This is a genomic window from Listeria rocourtiae FSL F6-920 (assembly GCF_000525975.1).
Taxonomy (GTDB): Bacteria; Bacillota; Bacilli; order Lactobacillales; family Listeriaceae; genus Listeria_A; species Listeria_A rocourtiae.
This window is the reverse complement of the sequence record NZ_AODK01000024.1, coordinates 1-18039: the sequence shown is the minus strand read 5'-3', so window position 1 is coordinate 18039 and position 18039 is coordinate 1. Positions and strand designations below refer to the sequence as shown.

20 protein-coding genes and 4 pseudogenes are annotated in these 18039 nt (G+C 39.2%); 12 read left to right on the top strand and 12 right to left on the bottom strand.

Annotated features, from left to right (window positions below):
• Nucleotides 1-84: 84 nt before the first annotated feature.
• Complete coding sequence (locus PROCOU_RS08820) at nt 85-315, top strand: helix-turn-helix domain-containing protein (protein WP_036071558.1); 231 nt, start codon at nt 85-87, stop codon at nt 313-315.
• A gap of 85 nt (nt 316-400) precedes the next feature.
• On the top strand, nt 401-1234 hold the full coding sequence (locus tag PROCOU_RS08815) for a VOC family protein (protein ID WP_051994305.1): 834 nt from the start codon (nt 401-403) through the stop codon (nt 1232-1234).
• Between the two features lie 55 nt (nt 1235-1289).
• On the opposite strand, the gene PROCOU_RS08810 is transcribed toward PROCOU_RS08815, so the two are convergent.
• Entirely contained in the window at nt 1290-1589 is a 300-nt protein-coding gene (locus PROCOU_RS08810) for a hypothetical protein (RefSeq protein WP_036071553.1), read from the bottom strand.
• A 113-nt stretch (nt 1590-1702) separates the two neighbouring features.
• Here PROCOU_RS08810 and PROCOU_RS08805 point away from each other — a divergent pair, with 113 nt between their 5' ends.
• The 3 genes from PROCOU_RS08805 (at nt 1703) to PROCOU_RS08795 (ending at nt 4047) form a co-directional block, all read left to right on the top strand.
• A complete protein-coding gene (locus tag PROCOU_RS08805; protein WP_036071551.1) occupies nt 1703-2656 on the top strand; it encodes a magnesium transporter CorA family protein in 954 nt (317 codons plus the stop codon).
• A 28-nt stretch (nt 2657-2684) separates the two neighbouring features.
• The gene (locus tag PROCOU_RS08800) at nt 2685-3326 is read left to right on the top strand and encodes a GntR family transcriptional regulator (protein WP_051994304.1); all 642 of its coding nucleotides are present in this window, start codon (nt 2685-2687) and stop codon (nt 3324-3326) included.
• Nucleotides 3327-3498: 172 nt separating this feature from the next.
• Nucleotides 3499-4047 (top strand): FCD domain-containing protein, encoded by a 549-nt coding sequence (locus PROCOU_RS08795; protein ID WP_149023646.1) that lies wholly within the window; start codon nt 3499-3501, stop codon nt 4045-4047.
• A 27-nt stretch (nt 4048-4074) separates the two neighbouring features.
• Here the strand turns inward: PROCOU_RS08795 and PROCOU_RS08790 are convergent, their stop codons facing one another.
• Together PROCOU_RS08790 and PROCOU_RS08785 are read right to left on the bottom strand one after the other, a co-directional pair.
• Complete coding sequence (locus PROCOU_RS08790; RefSeq protein ID WP_036071549.1) at nt 4075-4599, bottom strand: N-acetyltransferase; 525 nt, start codon at nt 4597-4599, stop codon at nt 4075-4077.
• On the bottom strand, nt 4580-5632 hold the full coding sequence (locus PROCOU_RS08785) for a DUF975 family protein (RefSeq protein WP_036071547.1): 1053 nt from the start codon (nt 5630-5632) through the stop codon (nt 4580-4582). The genes PROCOU_RS08790 and PROCOU_RS08785 overlap by 20 nt, the downstream gene beginning before the upstream one ends.
• A 172-nt stretch (nt 5633-5804) precedes the next feature.
• On the opposite strand from PROCOU_RS08785, the gene PROCOU_RS08780 reads away from it, so the two are divergent.
• Both PROCOU_RS08780 and PROCOU_RS08775 read left to right on the top strand, forming a co-directional pair.
• The gene (locus tag PROCOU_RS08780) at nt 5805-5996 is read left to right on the top strand and encodes an Lmo0654 family protein (RefSeq protein WP_036071544.1); all 192 of its coding nucleotides are present in this window, start codon (nt 5805-5807) and stop codon (nt 5994-5996) included.
• Nucleotides 5997-6087: 91 nt separating this feature from the next.
• Nucleotides 6088-6813 (top strand): metallophosphoesterase, encoded by a 726-nt coding sequence (locus tag PROCOU_RS08775; RefSeq protein WP_036071541.1) that lies wholly within the window; start codon nt 6088-6090, stop codon nt 6811-6813.
• 377 nt (nt 6814-7190) lie between these two features.
• Here the strand turns inward: PROCOU_RS08775 and PROCOU_RS08770 are convergent.
• The 5 genes and pseudogenes from PROCOU_RS08770 to PROCOU_RS08750 form a co-directional block, all read right to left on the bottom strand.
• A pseudogene (locus PROCOU_RS08770) lies at nt 7191-8232 on the bottom strand (LLM class flavin-dependent oxidoreductase).
• A gap of 102 nt (nt 8233-8334) precedes the next feature.
• The gene (locus PROCOU_RS08765; protein ID WP_036071705.1) at nt 8335-9270 is read right to left on the bottom strand and encodes an LCP family protein; all 936 of its coding nucleotides are present in this window, start codon (nt 9268-9270) and stop codon (nt 8335-8337) included.
• Between the two features lie 92 nt (nt 9271-9362).
• Nucleotides 9363-9927 (bottom strand): annotated as a pseudogene (locus tag PROCOU_RS08760) (DUF420 domain-containing protein).
• A 121-nt stretch (nt 9928-10048) separates the two neighbouring features.
• A pseudogene (gene pdxK, locus PROCOU_RS08755) lies at nt 10049-10865 on the bottom strand (pyridoxine/pyridoxal/pyridoxamine kinase).
• A 21-nt stretch (nt 10866-10886) separates the two neighbouring features.
• Nucleotides 10887-11755 (bottom strand): annotated as a pseudogene (locus tag PROCOU_RS08750) (Cof-type HAD-IIB family hydrolase).
• Between the two features lie 194 nt (nt 11756-11949).
• Here PROCOU_RS08750 and PROCOU_RS18465 point away from each other — a divergent pair.
• The 5 genes from PROCOU_RS18465 (at nt 11950) to PROCOU_RS08730 (ending at nt 13680) form a co-directional block, all read left to right on the top strand.
• Nucleotides 11950-12060, top strand: a complete 111-nt coding sequence (locus PROCOU_RS18465; protein ID WP_244266274.1) for a DoxX family membrane protein — start codon at nt 11950-11952, stop codon at nt 12058-12060.
• A gap of 22 nt (nt 12061-12082) precedes the next feature.
• Nucleotides 12083-12334 (top strand): DoxX family protein, encoded by a 252-nt coding sequence (locus PROCOU_RS08745; protein WP_244266273.1) that lies wholly within the window; start codon nt 12083-12085, stop codon nt 12332-12334.
• A gap of 98 nt (nt 12335-12432) precedes the next feature.
• Complete coding sequence (locus PROCOU_RS08740) at nt 12433-13008, top strand: sugar O-acetyltransferase (RefSeq protein WP_036071538.1); 576 nt, start codon at nt 12433-12435, stop codon at nt 13006-13008.
• Nucleotides 13005-13292 carry a YwdI family protein gene (locus PROCOU_RS08735; RefSeq protein WP_036071535.1) on the top strand — a complete coding sequence of 96 codons (288 nt, stop codon included), beginning with the start codon at nt 13005-13007 and terminating at the stop codon, nt 13290-13292. The genes PROCOU_RS08740 and PROCOU_RS08735 overlap by 4 nt, the downstream gene beginning before the upstream one ends.
• 13 nt (nt 13293-13305) lie before the next feature.
• On the top strand, nt 13306-13680 hold the full coding sequence (locus PROCOU_RS08730) for a DUF423 domain-containing protein (RefSeq protein ID WP_036071529.1): 375 nt from the start codon (nt 13306-13308) through the stop codon (nt 13678-13680).
• A gap of 300 nt (nt 13681-13980) precedes the next feature.
• Here the strand turns inward: PROCOU_RS08730 and PROCOU_RS08725 are convergent, their stop codons facing one another.
• The 4 genes from PROCOU_RS08725 to hemQ form a co-directional block, all read right to left on the bottom strand.
• Nucleotides 13981-14352, bottom strand: a complete 372-nt coding sequence (locus PROCOU_RS08725; RefSeq protein ID WP_036071527.1) for an iron chaperone — start codon at nt 14350-14352, stop codon at nt 13981-13983.
• Nucleotides 14353-14474: 122 nt separating this feature from the next.
• Nucleotides 14475-16409, bottom strand: coding sequence for an ABC transporter permease (locus PROCOU_RS08720; RefSeq protein ID WP_036071525.1), 1935 nt, complete (start codon nt 16407-16409; stop codon nt 14475-14477).
• Nucleotides 16396-17163 carry an ABC transporter ATP-binding protein gene (locus PROCOU_RS08715; protein ID WP_036071524.1) on the bottom strand — a complete coding sequence of 256 codons (768 nt, stop codon included), beginning with the start codon at nt 17161-17163 and terminating at the stop codon, nt 16396-16398. Before PROCOU_RS08715 ends, PROCOU_RS08720 begins: the two co-directional genes overlap by 14 nt.
• A gap of 245 nt (nt 17164-17408) precedes the next feature.
• Nucleotides 17409-18039, bottom strand: a 631-nt coding sequence (hemQ, locus tag PROCOU_RS08710) for a hydrogen peroxide-dependent heme synthase (protein WP_036071522.1), incomplete at its 5' end; no start/stop codon positions are given.

Below are 18039 nucleotides of genomic sequence, written 5' to 3'. Positions count from 1 at the left end.
AAGAGGGAATCTACTTATTTTTTCTTAGTTGTTTTTATGTTACAATATGTTCATTAATGAGCAATTTCGAGGAGGAGAATAAATTTGGAAGAGATACCAATAAACCAAAAATCCACATCTATACTCGATATGTATTATGAAGAACGCATAGATAGTTTTGTTGACCTAAAAACGTATTTGTCTGAGGTGGAGGCTCACTGTATCAAAAAAATGATTGAGCGTAATAATGGAAATATATCAAAGGCTGCATCTCAACTGGGGTTGCATCGTTCGATATTGTATCGAAAGTTAAATGGGTATGAAAAACGAAAATGAGAGCTTACTAATTGTAAGCAAAAAAATGGACTTTTGAGAGCGATTGTGTTGTAATTTTATTAGTTACAACGAAAGGATGACCTGTATGGAGATTGGAAAAGTAGTTTTAAGAACGAGAAATAAACAGACTTTGGCAGCTTTTTATCAAGAAATTATCGGGTTGAAAGTGATAACAAATGAGGCGAATCAAATAACATTAGGCATAGATGGCCGAGTGCTTGTGGAAATGATAGAAATAAAGCATGGCAACACGCCGAAACAGGCGAAAACAGGCTTGTATCATACTGCATTCTTACTACCTAATAGGGCGGAGTTGGGTAGCTTTTTACATCACTTGTTGGAAAGTAACTACCCAATAGATGGCGCGGGAGACCATATTTATAGTGAGGCGCTATATTTCCGTGATCCAGATGGCAATGGTATTGAAGTTTACGCGGATCGACCTATGAGTGAGTGGCAACGTGATGAATTTGGTAATCTTCCCATGGCGACAAATGAAGTCGATGGTGATGGGATATTGATGGCAGGAGCAGAATTGGAATGGAGTGGCGCACCATATGATACAAAAATAGGACACATTCATTTACAAGTTCGTGACTTAGAGGCAACTCGGAAGTTTTATCAAATTGCCTTAGGACTTAATCTAACCACAGAAATTCCGTCAGCCTTATTTTTTGCAGCGGGTGACTATCATCATCATATTGGTACAAATATTTGGGCAGGTAGAGATTTGCCTAGCCTAGGGGAATTAGAGACGGGGCTAGCTTTCTACACTATTCAGACAGAGGAGGAAGTTAATGTAATAGCAGAACGTTTCGCAAAGAGTGGAATAACCTTTCAAGAAGCATCTGATTATAGTATCTTAGTAGAAGACCCTAGCGGGATAGTAATTAAAATGATATCTAATAGTAAAAGCTAAGCATTGGACACAATGCTTAGCTTTTCTTTATAGGCAAAATTTTGCTATAATTAATTTAGGAATGTTTCCAATTCTTTTGACGAACTGTTGTTTTCTTTAGCAGCCAATGGGCAAGTCCAAGTGCGGCTTGAATGAGTACAAAAGTTAGGATGCCTAGATTCAAATAGAACAGGGCATTCCGAGCTTCTGTTGGAAATGCTCGTTGCACAAGTAGAAAGGCTAAAAAGAACCCTGCATTTGCTCCAAGTGAGACCCAATAAACCGAGATTTTACCAAGCTTACTAATAACAAAAGATAGCGCAAAGAAAAAGATTGCGAAACAAAAACCAATCAAAATCATTTGTATCGACTCCATGACGCTCACCTCGCATTGTTACAAAATATGTTTTACTAATAATAATTGTAACATAAATGAAATGTATTGTAAAGATTGCATATTCCTATTATGACTTGATGGGAGGTACGGGAATGATTACGTATTATAAAACACAGGAAAATGCTGAAATACGGAGGATTGATAGTTATCAACAAGGTAGCTGGGTTCATGTTGTGGCACCGACTCCGGATGAGGTTGACCAACTCTCGAAGAAGTTCGAAATACCCAAGGATCATATTTTAGACCCGTTGGATAGGGAGGAACGCTCTCGAGTTGAACTAAAGCACGTGGAAGAAAACTTCAAGCATTCGCTCGTTATTATAGATTGCCCGATTGAGGCGAAAGATGAGATGGGTTTCTTGGAGTTTAAGACGATTCCAATTGGTATTATTACAACAAAAGAAGTTGTCGTGACAGTCGTGCTGGAACAAATACCTATTTTAGGGGACATTATGGATAGGCGAATGGAACAATATGATACGGCAAATCATATTGCATTTGTCTTACAGATTTTATATGCGGTTGCTTACTATTTCTTGAAATATTTGAACAACTTAATTGAGCACATGCATACACTTGAGAAAAATATTAGAGAATCGATGAAAAATGAGGAATTGTACGCATTTATGGCGATTCAGCGCAGTCTAGTCTTTTTTGCAACGGCGCTACAGTCGAATAAAGCGATATTAGAGAAGATGGTTGTCGCGGCACATTATACAGATAAAGACGAGGACAAGGAGCTATTGCAGGATGTCATTATCGAAAATAAGCAGGCTATTGCGATGACGGATACATACACGCAAATTGTAGGTGGAATGTCGGATACTTTTTCATCTGTAATTGCGAATAATTTGAATCGAGTGATGAAGTTTTTGACATCGTTTACGATTATTTTGTCATTACCGACAATTGTGGCGAGCATTTACGGGATGAATGTAAAGCTACCATTTTCAGATAATGAATATGCATTTGGATTGATTATGATGGGAACAATTATAGTGACGATTATTACGACCATTGTATTTTGGCGCAAAAAGTACTTTTAAAATGAGACTTCGAGAGGAACTGATCTTTATGGAAAAACAGAACTATGAGAAAAAAGCTTATGAGATAATGAAGGAGAAAATTTTGAATGGGCAGTTGCGAACTGGGGATCGCGTGCCTGAGAATACGATTGCAAAAGAGCTTGGCATTAGTAGAACGCCGGTGCGCCGTGCTTTGGTTATGCTTGAAACGGAAGGTTTTTTAACAATTGAAAGTAATCGAGGAGCCTTTGTTAGTGAGACGAAAGTGACGGTTGGCAAGTTCATCGAGATGTTGGAAATGCTAGAGGTTTTGACGATTAAAACAATGAGAAAAATAGAAAATAAGGGAATCTTATTTGAACCAGAGCATTTGTATAAACGCTTATCGATTATGGAAGGCTACCTAAAAGCTGATAATAGGAGCGGTTTTGCAGAGGAAGTTTGGCAGATTATTTTTGATTTTATTGCTTATATGGGTAATTCTTATGCTGACAGTACGGTTAGAAAGATGGGTATCGATTTTTTGACGAAAGCCCCGAAGGAAATTATATTAATCCCGTTTCATAATGGAGCCTATTTAATTGAGCATTATATGCGCATGAATGAACTCTTAATAACGAAGAATTTTGATAAGGCGGAGATAATTGTTCGGGAACTGGTCAATTATTTTATTATAAAAACGTTCCGATAGGTGAAATTTTTGGAAGGTTATGCTACAATGTTGGTAATTAAGATAGGGGTGTCGAAGCTATTGAAAAGTAAACGAGAATATAAGACGCTAGACAGAATGGTGTATTTTAGCATTATCGAGAAAATAAAAAAAAGGAGAACTGAAGCCGAATGAGCATTTGACGGAGGAACGTTTGGCGAAGGAGCTAGAAGTGAGTCGATCGCCAATTCGTAAGGCGATTACAGCACTGGTATCGGAGGGAATTCTAGATTACCGTACATATAGTGGAGTTGTTGTCCGTGATTCGATGATTGACCCAGCTAAATATGGCCATCTTTTGGAAGTTATCAAGGTATTTATGGATGCTACGATTCAAAAAATGAAGGAGCAAAATACATTGGTGGATATAGCAGCATTGAGGAATTATATTGCTTCGATGGATCGCTCTTCTTATTTGCAAGATATGGAGGATTATATTTTCAATCAACATCAATTTTTCTTCCGTATTTTAAAACATGATTCTAACCCATATTATTATGAGAATGTGAAACGTGTCTTTTTTACAATTAATAATTTTTCGATGGAAACAGTTTTGAAGCAAGGATCCGAGGATAAACGGGACTTGACGATTAAGAAATTCACAGCTATTGCGGATGCTTTTGAGGCTGATGATTATGATTTAGCGAATGAACGTATTCGGACTTTGTTTGATGATTTTGCGCTCAATGCCTTCCGCGCATAATAAAAAAAACGAACGTAGGACTTAATCCTACGTTCGTTTTTCGTATATACAGAAGCCATCGACAATCGCCTTTTTGATGAAGCCAGCATTTTGATAGAGTGTGTTAAGTTTTTTGTTGTCAGCGATGCAATCAAGGCGCAGATAAGGATATCCAGTTTGTAAAGACTCCACATTTGCCCAATCTAGGATATCTTGGCTTAAATTTTGCCCGGCGAAATCTCTAGCAATCATTAATCGATGCAAATATCGTGCAGGAGTTTGGTAGCCATGATCACGCCATAAACGTTCATCCCAATCGCTTGCTGTTTTCCGTAAAATAAAAGCCGCTGCAATGTGATGGTTTTTGCGGATTAAAAAGACTTCGCCATCCCGAATACGTGTCTTTAGTTCGTGGACATCTTTTCCTGCCAGAATATCACTCCATTGTGTAGAGCCGCGACTCTTTAGCCAAGATGCTGTATCTATCATCAGTTGCTGTAAAGCTTCCTCATCAGAAACAGAGGCCTCTTGTACAGTAAAACCTGATAGATGCTTATTTTGGTTCGTTTTCATTCTTTTGTTCCGTTGTTTCCTCAGAATCTGCTGGCTCTGATGGACGGACAGCTTCACTGATTGTATCGTTCTGTTGTGTTGGTTGCTCTGGTTCCGCTTCAGACTCAGGCGATGTTACGGGCGACTCAGGATTAACCATTGAGTCAGCACCCCATGTTTTATTCTCGAAGTGTGGTGCTTCTGGTTCTTCTGGTGGTGTCGAATCAACTGGGGGAATCGCACCAAACGACGTATCATCTTCAGGAATTGTTGTTGTGTAATCAGTCGTATCCATATCGTCGCTAAATGTGCCAGTGCTTGCATACAAATCATCATAAAACACAGCACAAGACACGAGAACTTGTGGATAAATCCAAATAGCTAAACCAAACATGATAGCTAGCATCAAGAAATAACCAAGAATAAAAACTAGTAGAAATACTGGGCTCATATCAGTCGAGCTCGCATAGTAATCATATGAATATGATGCATCATAGCCATATTCAAATATAGCCGTTGTAGCAGCTGCAATGATAGCAAGAACCATCATTACAATAGCTGGAATAAAGAACACCCAGATATAAGATAATATGAGGCCAAATAAACGTCCTTTATGACCATTCATGCGGTGTCGGCTCTCTGTAATGGCATCTAGTGGTGATATATTGGGATCATCACGTAAAATCATGAATGTTTGTGAGTACGAGAAGGATTTAATAATACCTGGAATCAAGAATAACAAACTCCATAAGAATGTAAAAATGAATACAAGTACCGCCGCCAGTAAATTACGGCCAAACGTTTTAAATCCACTAAATAAGTAACCGATATCAGGTTTTTCTTGACGAGTAATAGCAAGGAAAAACCAAGTCACACCAATCATAAAAGGACCAGCAAAAATATAATACCCAATGGTTCCAAGGAATGGGATGAAGTTAATCATAGAAACAGCGCCTAAAATCACATAAGCAAGCACCATGCCACCAATCGCAAGTCCCCAATTTCCCTTTAAAGATTGCTTTGTCATTTTCCGAATTTCTGAAATGCTCATCATAAAATTTTATCCCCTTTCTTTTGTGAAAAAATCCATATACTTAAAAGTACCATACAATTCATCACAATGATAGTCATAATCTACATTTCATCAAAATGATTGACTTTTCAAGTAAAGGGGAATAGGCTATAGGTAAAATAGATACAGATAATATTATTTGGAGGTGAAATATATGGCTTACGAAAAACAAGATTTAGAGAATCGTTTAATAGAGTTGCGCCGTCAACATCAAGAATTGCTTGGCGAAACAGATCAATTCAACGATACCAATCTAGTAAATGGAACAATTTCTGCTACAGAATTAAGAATGAATGCGCTTGAAAAAGAAATTAAATCTGTAGAAAAGAAAATAAACAAATTATAAAACAATCTAGAATGATAGTGAAACTGCCTTTCGAAGTCTGGTTTTAACTGACCCCAGTGCTTCAGGGGTATTTACATAAGAGGTGATGAGGATGGATTATATATTTGCAGTAGGAGATATTCATGGTGAGATAGTGGCTTTCGAGAAACTTTTGACGCATTGGACACCTGACAAAGAGCGGTTGTTATCTGTTGGCGATTTAATTGATCGGGGAAAGAACCCAGGGGCGGTTATCCGTAAAGCCATACTTCTTGAAGCAAAGTATGGTGCTATTTTTCTGCGTGGAAATCATGAAAATATGTTACTCGACTGGCTTGCTGACCCTTGCAAGAAAATGATGTATTACATAAGCCAGGGAGGAATGGAAACGATTGAAAGCCTACTAACCTACAAAACATCAGCAAAAATGACACCAGAAGAATTAGCACGACGAGTTGAAGATGAGGCAGCTCCCGAACTTTCCTTCATTAGAAATCGACCATATTATTTTGAATGGGGTGATTTTGTATTTGTTCATGCAGGTGTTGATTTTGAACTTGCGGATTGGAAACAAACACCCAAGCGTGATATGGTTTGGGTTCGTGAGTCATTTCAGCAAGGAGCGAATCGTACTGGAAAAATCTTTGTAGTCGGACACACACCAACGGAAAGTTTGAATACTGATCATTCCACAGCTATTTGGTACTCAGCGGATCGCTCGATTATCGATATTGATGGCGGTGCGGTATTTGGTGGAGCACTACATGGCGTTTTATTCTCACAAGAAAAGGTAGAGAAAATATATACGGTTACTAATGAAAAAGAGGCTGGGGTATAACCCAAATAAATCGACGACAAGCGCTCGCATTGTTGGGACTGTTCGACATGAAATGAGTTACAGTCCCAATATACATGCGAGTAAAGCGAGCATGTAATCCTTCCCGACTGTTCGACATGGAATGAGTTACAGTCCCAATATGCCTATGAGCATCGCGAATAGGCGACCCTTTCTACGGTTCTGCTACGCAATACTTGCTACGCTTAACTTCTTGCATGGCCTGAGAAAACTACCCTCTCCCTGCTTTCAGTCATCACATACAGTCGTATGCGCAGCTCTCCGGCTTCCACCAAAACCCCTGAATACAAACGCTTTCGCTCGATTTGTGTCTAGCAAGATTCACGTCCTACTCGAAAAAAGGATTTGTGTTATCTTGCTTATTTTGTATAAAAATGAGTTTTGTCCTGGCCTCTTGTTTCTTCCCAAATTTCGTGAAGTAGCTGGTAGTTTTTTTTGTTTGAGTGATGGGTCGTATATATTGGACGAGACAATGAGTTCGTCTGGTTGATATGCCTGCATGAATTGTTCCAGTTCTGTCGCTACTTTTTTCTTATCACCGATGAAGGAATATCTAAGCTGGTGCAAAAGCGCATTTTTTTCGTATTCAGACCAGATTTGATCGATATTTGCCACCGGTCTGGGAAGTGGAGTCGGTTTGCCACGTGTCAGGTTTAAGAATGAAAGATGACCAGACGTAGCTAGGAAATTAGCTTCCTCGACCGTATCGCTAAGAACTGAACTCACAGTAACCATCGCGTAAGGTTCGTCCAAAATATTTGAAGGCTCAAAGCGAGTGCGATAAAGTTCTAGTGCGTTCCCTAACTCATTCGGTGCAAAATGAGCTGCAAAGGCAAATGGTAAGCCAAATTTTGCGGCTAATTTTGCACTGTAGGTACTAGAGCCGAGTAAATAAAGCGGAACGTGAAGGCCGCGACCAGGAATGGCAAAAATACCATTATTACCTTCATCAGAAAAATAGTTCCCAAGCTCAATGACTGAATTGGGAAATGCTTCTACGGTTTCATGCAAATCACGTCGAAGTGCACGAGCTGTTTTAAAATCAGTGCCTGGCGCGCGACCGAGGCCAAGATCAATTCGTCCCGGATACATCGTTGTTAGCGTGCCGAACTGCTCTGCGATAACAAGTGGTGAATGGTTCGGAAGCATGATACCGCCAGAGCCAACGCGAATTTTTTCTGTATGGCTTGCAAGAAAACCTATTAAAACAGCTGTCGCAGAACTAGCCACTCCAGGAATCCCATGATGCTCAGCCACCCAGTAACGATGAAATCCCGTTTTTTCAGCGAACTGAATGAGCGATTTACTATTATGGAAAGCATCGGTTTCATTGAAACCTTCACGGATGCTGGCTAAATCAAGAATTGATAAGGGAATTTGCTCCAATTTATTATCGGTCATAAAAATCACTGCCCTTCTTTGACTATTAGTATATGCCTCTTCTGGGCGATAGTCAAAAAAAAGAAACCGCTCGCCATGAATAACGAGTGATTTCGATGAATGTTAGTCCTTTAAGAAGTCTTGTAGCGCTTTTGCATTGGCTGCCACATCAATATCTAGCACAGAACCGTGTGAATTGCGTACATTTTTGTACGTACCATCGACCGGTAGGCGGAAATCTGCCATATCTTTTGCGTTACCTAATACGAAATCTTTTCCGATAGAAATCATCATACCTGTTGTTACATTCGTATTTGTATAGCCTTGCATCGTGCCAATTAAACTAGGTAGCTTCGTAATAGTACCAATACTTTGTGCTTGGTCTTTTAGGGCATTAAGAACTTGTTGCTGACGACGAACCCGGCCGAAATCACTTTCCGCATCATGACGGAAGCGAGCGTATTGTAGCAAAGTTTCACCATCCATTTTTTGTTTACCAGCTTTGATGTTTGCTTCGATATTTTTAGACATATCTTTCTCTGCATCAATTTCAATTCCATTTGGCGCAAGGGTATCGACAATTTTTGGGAAACCTTCAAAATTGGCAACCACATAATATTCAATATTGACACCAAAATTCTCTTTAATTGTTTGGCGAACTAACTCTGGGCCACCAAATGAATAAGCCGCATTAATCTTGTTTAAGCCGTAACCAGGGATATCGACATATGTATCACGCATAATCGAGACTAATTTCGGTGATTTTGATTTCGTATCATAGTGAGCGATAAGCAAGGAATCCGAACGACCTTGATCTTTTCCGCGCGAGTCGCTTCCTATTAATAAGACATTGAGATCATTCACATCTTCGGCTTTTTGTCCGTTAAATTCAAATTCTTTCATGCTATTATCAGCCTCTGCTGCATTTAAACTCGATTTATATTGGTAAAAACCAAGTCCAGCGATGGCCAGTATAATGACTATAATAATTGTAAAAATAGTCCTGCCTTTACGTAGTTTCTTCTTTGTTGGTTGATTGCGATTTTGGCGAGTGGCCATATCTTTCACCTCGTTCATAAAATTGAAGCTAACAGCAAAACAATTCTCCCTAATTAATTATAGCTGATGAATGTTACACGAATATGCCAAAATTAATAATAAGGCGCCATAAACAGATACACAAGTACACCGGTTAGGCTGACATAAAGCCAAATTGGCATGGTCCATCGAACGATTTTTTTTATGTTTTTGGATTTGGTTTGTCCATCCCCAAACGAGTGCGAATAGCGCTAAAGGCACAACGATAGCAGCCAAGAAGCTGTGCGTAATCAGGATGAAAAAGTAAATAGAACGAACAATTCCTTCTCCACCGAATGTCGATGTTTCCGCAGACATGTAGTGAAATGTCAAGTAACTGACTAGGAAAAATAATGTTGATGTGAAGGCTGCTAAAATAAAACCGCGGTGCATCTTCACGTTTTTCTTCGCAATAATTGCCCATAATGCAATTAACAAAAATACAAACGTAAAGCTGTTAAAAATCGCATTGAGTCGTGGAAAAATAGATAAGTCATAGTCAACTTTCCCTTGATAACCGATTGGTGAGAAAAATAGCAGTAAAATAACAACGACCGCGACAAAGGATAGAATCATAATGGGCCAAAAATAGTTTTTGTCAGACGACGCTTTATTTATCATATCTTTTTTTTCTGTCATGAATTTAAATCCCCCTATAAATAAGTTTCGCTATTATTATAACATGCCTGGGAGATGAATTGGTATGAAAAGTAATTCACAATTAAAAATCTTGCTTGGAAAACCAAGCAAGATTAACTATTTATCTGTTTTCAGCGTTATTATAAGCACCGTGCCATACTGGGCCGATAAATTTATTGAAAGCAAATCCACTTTTTATAGCTGCGGTTACGAAGTCTTTTGCTTTATGCACAGCTTCTTCCACAGTTAAGCCCTTCGCAAGTCCAGCTGTGATTGCTGCTGCAAATGTACAACCAGCACCGTGATTGAAGTTTGTATCGATTTTTGGTGTTTCAAGAACAGTGAATGTTGTCCCATCATATAATAGGTCAATTGCATTGTCGCTTTGCAATGATTTTCCACCTTTGATGACAACGTACTTTACACCTAATGCTACAATTTTTTTTGGCAGCAGCTTTCATATCGTCAAGCGTTGTTAGTTTGCCAAGTCCAGAAAGTTGCCCGGCTTCAAAAAGATTCGGTGTTGTGATCAACGCGCGAGGCAACAATAAATCGCGAATTGCTTCGGCATTTTCCGGCTGAATAAGCTCATCTTCGCCTTTACAAACCATCACGGGATCAATCACGACATTTTGCAAGTTGTGTTCATCGATGGCATCGCGCGTGGCTTCGATGATTTCAACTGAACCGAGCATTCCCGTTTTCATCGCGTCAACAGGACCACCTGAAAGGATTGTTTTCAATTGGGCGCGTAATAAATTAGCATCAAGCGGCGTCACGCCATGGCTCCAATTATTGTCAGGATCCATTGTTACGATTGTTGTAATCGCTGAAAAGCCAAACGTACCATATTCCTCAAATGTTTTTAAATCTGCTTGGAGTCCAGCGCCACCACTAGAATCCGAGCCCGCTATAGTTAATGTTTTTTTGATTGTCATGATAAATTCCCTCCAGTTAACTTAATTATTTGTTTCAAGCATTTTGTGAATTGCAGTTGCTACGCCATGTTCGTCGTTTGAATCAGTAATGTGCTTGGCTAGTTTTTTGACTTCGGGTTCAGCATTGCCCATTGCGACGCTGTAACCCGCCATTTTCAACATAGAAACATCATTGAAATTATCACCAATCGCAAAAGTTTCGTCCATTGTGACGCCCATTTTTTCAACATAATATTGTAAAGAAAGTCCTTTTTGAGCATCGATATGTGTAATTTCGATATTGTCGGAAAAAGAAGAGCTAATCGCCAGGCTTCCCTGTGCCTCGAGTTGTTTTTTTTGCTTTTTTTGAGTACCGCTTGATCAGAAGAAAAGGCGATGAATTTCAAAATCGTGATATCCTCATTGTTGAACAGGCGCTCCGTATCATCAATCACATGAACATCCTTACTTTCAAAACGTTCCTCAACATAGCGATGAATCTCTTCGGCACTGAAATCTGGGTGCACTTTTCCTTGAATTTCCTTCATGAGCTCGATGCCTTTATCTTTATTCGGTGAAATCGGGCCGATATCAGTGAAGAACTCGCAATACATTCCGAGGTCTGTCAACACTTGATACGTATATCGTGCTGAGACTTTGTCGATTGGAATTTGTTTCAAAATCTTGCCGTGTTCATCACGAATCTCAGCTCCATTCATACAAATTGCTGGTCCATAGAGGTTTGCGTGGTTGATGAGTTGCATCGCATCATCGTACATTCGCCCTGTACACAAGACAAAATGAATACCTTTTGCTCGAGCCTGTTCGATAGCTTTTACGCCTTCCTCGTCTACTTGGATTTTTGAGTTAAGCAGTGTGCCATCCATATCTGAAGCAATTACTTTTATCATAATAATAGAATCCTCCCATTTTCGTACCTACACCACTAGGATATCATTTTTTTTAGCAAAATTGCAGTAAGTAAAAATTGATGAATCAGAGGTTATAAAAGTAGAATTTAAGAAAAAATTAATACTTAGTTAAGTAGTAGGATATATTTTTTCAGCATAATGAATCTGACTATACAAATAAAGGAGATTATAAGATGAATAAATATGGTATTTTGATTGTGCGAATTTTGCTTGGTGGGATTGTCTTTTTACATGGGTTACAGAAGTTCACAGGTGGTATTGGGGGGACGGTTCAGTTTTTTTGATAGTTTAGGAATTCCTGGGTTTATGGCGTATATTGTTGCCCCTCTTGAAATAATTGGTGGTTTGGCACTTATTTTTGGCGTGCTAGTACCATACGCATCTGCGCTAATTATTGGTATTCTATCAGTAGCTATTGTGACCGTAACCTTCTCAAAAGGATTTATCGGTGGGTATGAGTTCGATTTTACTTTGCTTGTACTAGCCATCGTAACTTTGATAACCGGCTCATTTAAAAAAAGTATTTCAGTTCCTACCAACAAACGAAAAATAATGTGATATCCGTCCAGTTCAGAAACCATTTTTGAATTGGGCTTTTTGTTAGAAAAACGGTATAATGGAAGGAGTTGATAAAAATAGGGAAGGGTGGCTATAAAATGATGACAGAACGTGAAAAGATGATTAGCGGTGAATTATATCGACCGGGAGACCCAGAGCTTGTAGCAGGACGAGAAAGAGCTCGTGAACTCTGTGCGAAGATTAACGGTGTTGTGAGTGATGCTGTTGCGCGTGAAGTACATATCCGTGAATTATTAGGATCAGCAGGAAAAAATGTCTACATGGAGCCAAATGTACGTCTTGATTACGGCTATAACATGGCGGTTGGCGATGATTTTTACGCGAATTTTGATTGTGTATTTTTAGATTGTGCTCCGATTAAAATTGGTAACAATTGTATGTTTGCACCGGGTGTCCATGTTTATACAGCGTACCATCCGCTTGACGCGACAGAGCGAAATAGTGGACGAGAATTTGCAAAAAGTGTCACGATTGGCCATAATGTTTGGGTTGGCGGTCGTAGTGTAATTAATCCAGGGATTACGATTGGCGATAATGTGGTTATTGGATCCGGTTCTGTTGTGACAAAAGATGTGCCAGCAAACACGGTCGTTGCCGGAAATCCAGCACGTGTAATTCGCCAATTAGACCAGCAGGAGGAAAGCCTACAATGACAATATCGGATCGAACCCTTTTTACGAAGATGGAGCAGGAATTGAACCTCGCGAAAGCGGCCAAATCAGAACAAGAAAAACAGTTGCATCTGCATGGATTAGCCGTATTAATAGAAGTAATGCGTGATCAAAATTCGCCCCCCTTATCGTCAGCAACATTCAGTTCAAGCAGGGAATATCAAGCGATGACAGGCGAATTACCTGTAGCTAAACCAGCGACGATTGATGGTGGCAAAATAGAGACAGGAGATGGATCCAATGGTGATTCACTGCTAGATTTTTAGAGGGGGATACGAAATGAGAAAAATGTTAATAATAGGTGCCATATTTGCAGGTTTAGCCGTAGGAATAGGCGCTTTCGGGGCACATGCATTGAAAGAAATACTAGGAAGCTATCACACAACTTTCGAAACAGGCGTTCAATATCAAATGTTTCATGCTACAGCGATTCTAATTGTAGGTTTACTACTTGGCAAAATAAATAGTGGGCTATTGCGAACAGCAGGATATTTGTTCGGGACCGGAATTATTTTGTTTTCAGGCAGTTTATATGTACTCAGCATCACCAAAATCACCATCCTTGGAGCAGTAACTCCACTTGGTGGTGTAGCATTCATCACCGGATGGATTTGTTTTATTATCGCTGTAGCAAAATATAAACCAGTATTGTAATATAAAAAACGTTGCGTAAGAAGGGATTTCGTAATGCTAAATGAATGATGGTAATTTTTGTTACCTAACTTTAACAAAAAAAGGTTAAAAAAAAGGATTGGATTCCAAATAGCGGGGTATTATACATGTAAGCAACGACATCTTAATTACTTTTTCTCCCTTTTTAGTAATTGAGAGTCTTTCTTACCTTAAACTCCCTTTTAATCGCTAAACCTGCTGATATTGCTGGATTAGCGATATTTTTTTTGCCATTAAAAAACGCCCGCTATTTAATGAGAGGACGTTTGACTATATATTTTATTATTTCCGCCAAAATGTTTCACAGTCTGCTTTATCTGTAATATTAAAGGCAATCATATCTCGCAATAAGTCATAATTTACGGGTTTATCCCACGGGAACCGGACTAGATTTGCTGTATGTGTGTAGCCAGCTGCTTTGATGGCGTCTGAGAAGCGCGTGACTACTACTGCTTCAGGTGATGCTGCAAAGTTATTTTTGGCGATACTGAATCCGATAATGAACGTGTCGTGGTCAGTGAACATTGGTTGATTCCATGCGATTTTTGATTTTAAGTCGGGGAATTCTTTATTCACCCAACTGAAAACTTCTTGCATCTGTGCCTTGTGTTCAGGATTATCGATTTTTGCTAAGTATTCTGATAAATTTTCCATCGTTATTCCTCCAGTCGATTTTGAACGGTATAAGTCTATTTTAGCGTAAATGGATGGAAATACAAGAAAGAAGGATGGTGTACCCGCAGGAAAGACCGGTACATCATCCTTCTTATGTTTTTTTATTTCTTTTTGCCTATCACGATATTTGTGTAAGTGTTGACGGTCAAGAAGTAGTAAATCGTAAACATCGCTGTATAGATTCCGGTACTGATAACGACTGGTAATGTGAGATCCATCTGCAGCATGTTGGAAAGCATGATTAGCGCGACGGAACTATGAGCAATACCAAGTACGAGCGGTATGAGGAAAATCACGAGCACTTGCTTGGCTATTGTTTTACGAATTTCTTTGCGATCCAAGCCGATTTTCTTCAGAATATCGTAGGTTGCAACATCGTTATATGCTTCTGTTAGTTGCTTGAAGTAAATAATACTACCGGTTGCTGCAAGGAAAACGAGACCGATAAACATACCGATGAAAAGGAGTACGCCAATCGTGCTCATTGATACTTCGTAACTGGTTGGGTAGCTCAGGAAAATAGCATCTTCAGGAAGTACTTTATCCATTTTATCGCTGAGCGGAACTGCGTCTTTTGGATTTTCAACCATGATAGATTGTATTGTTTGTGTTTTTTGAGTTGAAATTGTTTTAGCTACGTTATCAGAAACAATTAGAAGGTAGTAAGTACTGGCAAGAGGCGGTCTATCTAAGGTTTCTGTTAAGGTTACTTTTTGATTGGTGCTGTTCTTTAAGGTGAAAGTTTGATTTTCAAGTGTTTTCGCTGCTTTTTCGTCGCGGAGGGAAGCCGGTGCAATAAGAATCACTTCGTCATCCTGAAGATCCGCTTTTTTGACATCAGAGTTGTTTTGAAGAGTTAGAAGTTTGTTGTAATCTGTTTGACTAATGAATGTGAAACCAGAATCAGGATTGTATTCATACGGCATTTCACGATCACTGGTAGCTTTAATGTTGCGCAAAGCTGTTTCTTGATGACCCGTCATTGGTGTTTTTGTATTCGTTTCGGCAAGTTTCAATGCTTCTTCATTACTTTTTTTATCAACAATTGTGTATTCAAAAGTGGAAGGATACATCAGATTAGATTCTTTGTTTACATTGTAGTAAAGACTTCCAATAGCACCGATTGCGGTAAGTGTTGTAGCACTTAGAATAGCGATAACAGCTAGAGTTCTCGCATTTGAAGCAATTCGGAAAGCAAGCTGAGAATTACTAATAATATTCGTCCCGTTATAGAAAATTCGTTTATTTTTGCGAATCTGGTTGAGTAGGAACGGTAAGAAGTTGCTTAGAAGTAGCGCCGTTCCGATGATAACAGAGAATAGGATGGTCAACATGCCAACTCCGGGTCCCATTTTTGCTAGAAGTGATTCCTCACTAAGTGGTTGGAGGGCAAGGAAGTAGCCTCCCGCAATGAATAAAATAGCTATAATCGCTAGAACTGGATTGTTTTTCGGTGTTTTTTCACGCTTACTTTCCGAATGAAACAGATCGAGAAGCGTCGTACTATAAATAATGCGATATCCGCTGAGCGATGTAATGAGTGTAATAACGATGAAAATAATAACTGTATTAATCACGGCATCCATTGAAAAGACAAAATTACTTACACCACCAAAATCCATGACCTTGAGTAGAATCGTGACGAAAAGCTTGGATAGCAGCGTCCCAAGACCAATCCCGACAGCAAGTGCGACAACACCCATCAAGAAATTCTCATAAAAAAGCATACGGCCAATTTCTTTCTTACGAAGGCCGAGTAGGGAATAAAGGCCGATTTCCTTTTTGCGTTTCCGTGTGAAAAAATGATTCGAATACAAAATGAAGATGGCAACAAAAATAATTAAGACAATCGATGAGGCGTTGAAAATCGCAGAAAGCTTGGCGCTTCTGTCGATACGTTCAACAACGGCTGGGTCTTTCGCTAGCGATACGAATGTGTAGTAAATCATAATCGAGAAACTCATTGATGCAAAATAGAGGAAGTAGTGAATAAAATTATGTTTAATATTCTTTTTTGCTAAATCAAATAACGTCATTCATGTCGCCCCCTAATTGCGCTAACACATCAAGAATTTTTTGGAAGAACTCCTTACGCGTCTTCGTTCCGCGATAAATTTCAGTAAAAATAGCACCATCTTTTATGAATAAAATTCGCTTACAGAAGCTTGCGGCATAAGCATCATGTGTAACCATCATGATCGTTGAATGCTCCTGCTCATTTAGGCCTTTCAAACTTTCGAGCAAATCCGTTGCTGATTTAGAATCAAGCGCTCCTGTCGGTTCATCTGCAAAAATCAAACTAGGATTAGCAATAATCGCACGACTTGCAGCTGTCCGTTGTTTTTGCCCACCAGAAATCTCATTTGGATACTTATCTAGAATGTCACGAATGCCGAATGTATCTGCAACTTTATCAAGACTTGCTTCCATCTCCTTCACAGGACGTTTCGCGAGTGCAAGCGGTAAGATAATATTTTCCCGAACACTAAGCGTATCCAATAAGTTATAATCTTGAAAAATGAAACCGAGCTGATCACGACGAAATGTGGACATTTGCTGTTCGTTCATCGACTCAAGCTCCTGCCCTGAAATTTGAATCTCACCAGACGTCGGTTTGTCGATGGTTGAAAAAACATTGAGTAGTGTTGATTTACCGGCACCACTAGGCCCCATGATACCAACAAAATCTCCTTTTGCGATTTCCAAACTAATATTATCCAAAGCTGTATACACATTTCCTTTTATTCCATACACTTTACGAACATTCTTTGCTTGTAATACTATTTCCATGTAAACTCCTCCTAAATAAATAACGTATAGGCTTAGTGTAACGGGAAAAAGGAATGCGTTCCATTGAGTAAGATGACATTTTGAAGGAGGTGGCTTACAATTTTGTAACTATGGAGGTTAAAACGGTTGTTGAGGCTGAAGCTTGGGCTGGGCTTGGACAAACTCTGCATTTCCTAAAGTATGGTTGCGCAGCTAAGAACACAGAAAAGCCTAGCTCTCACTATAAGGGAAGCTAGGCTCTAACACTACATTCTAAAAAGGTTCGGCAATGCATCTGCTGTTATATAATTTCCAATTAAAAACGAACCAAATTCTGCAAAACGAGCGCTAGACTCATCGAAGCGCATCTCGGTAACAATTCGTTTAAAATCAAGCGCATCATCTGCAAAAAGCGTTACGCCCCATTCAAAATCATCAAGACCAATCGATCCGCCAATAATTTGCTTTATTTTTCCAGCATACGTACGGCCAATTGCACCGTGGTCTCGAATCATAGTTTGACGCTCTTCCATCGGCAACATGTACCAGTTATCTGTTAGACTACGCTTTTTTGTCATCGGATAAAAACAAATATGTTTGCGGGCTGGCAATTCTGGATACAAACGCTCACGCACATGTTTATTCTCATAAGGATTTCCATCTTTCGCCAGATGATTTGCCAAGTAATTGCTTAGTTCGACAACGGAAACGTAAGAATAAGCTGGTAATAAATAATCCGCAATACGTAGCTTATTCAGTTGGTTCTCAACCTCATTTAAACCCTCAAGCGTCGGTCGAAGCGTGAAAAATAGCAAATCTGCTTTTTGACCAATAATCGAATAAACGATATGCTCTCCTTCCCCCATTTTTTTCGTAATTTCCATGTCTCCTAAAAAA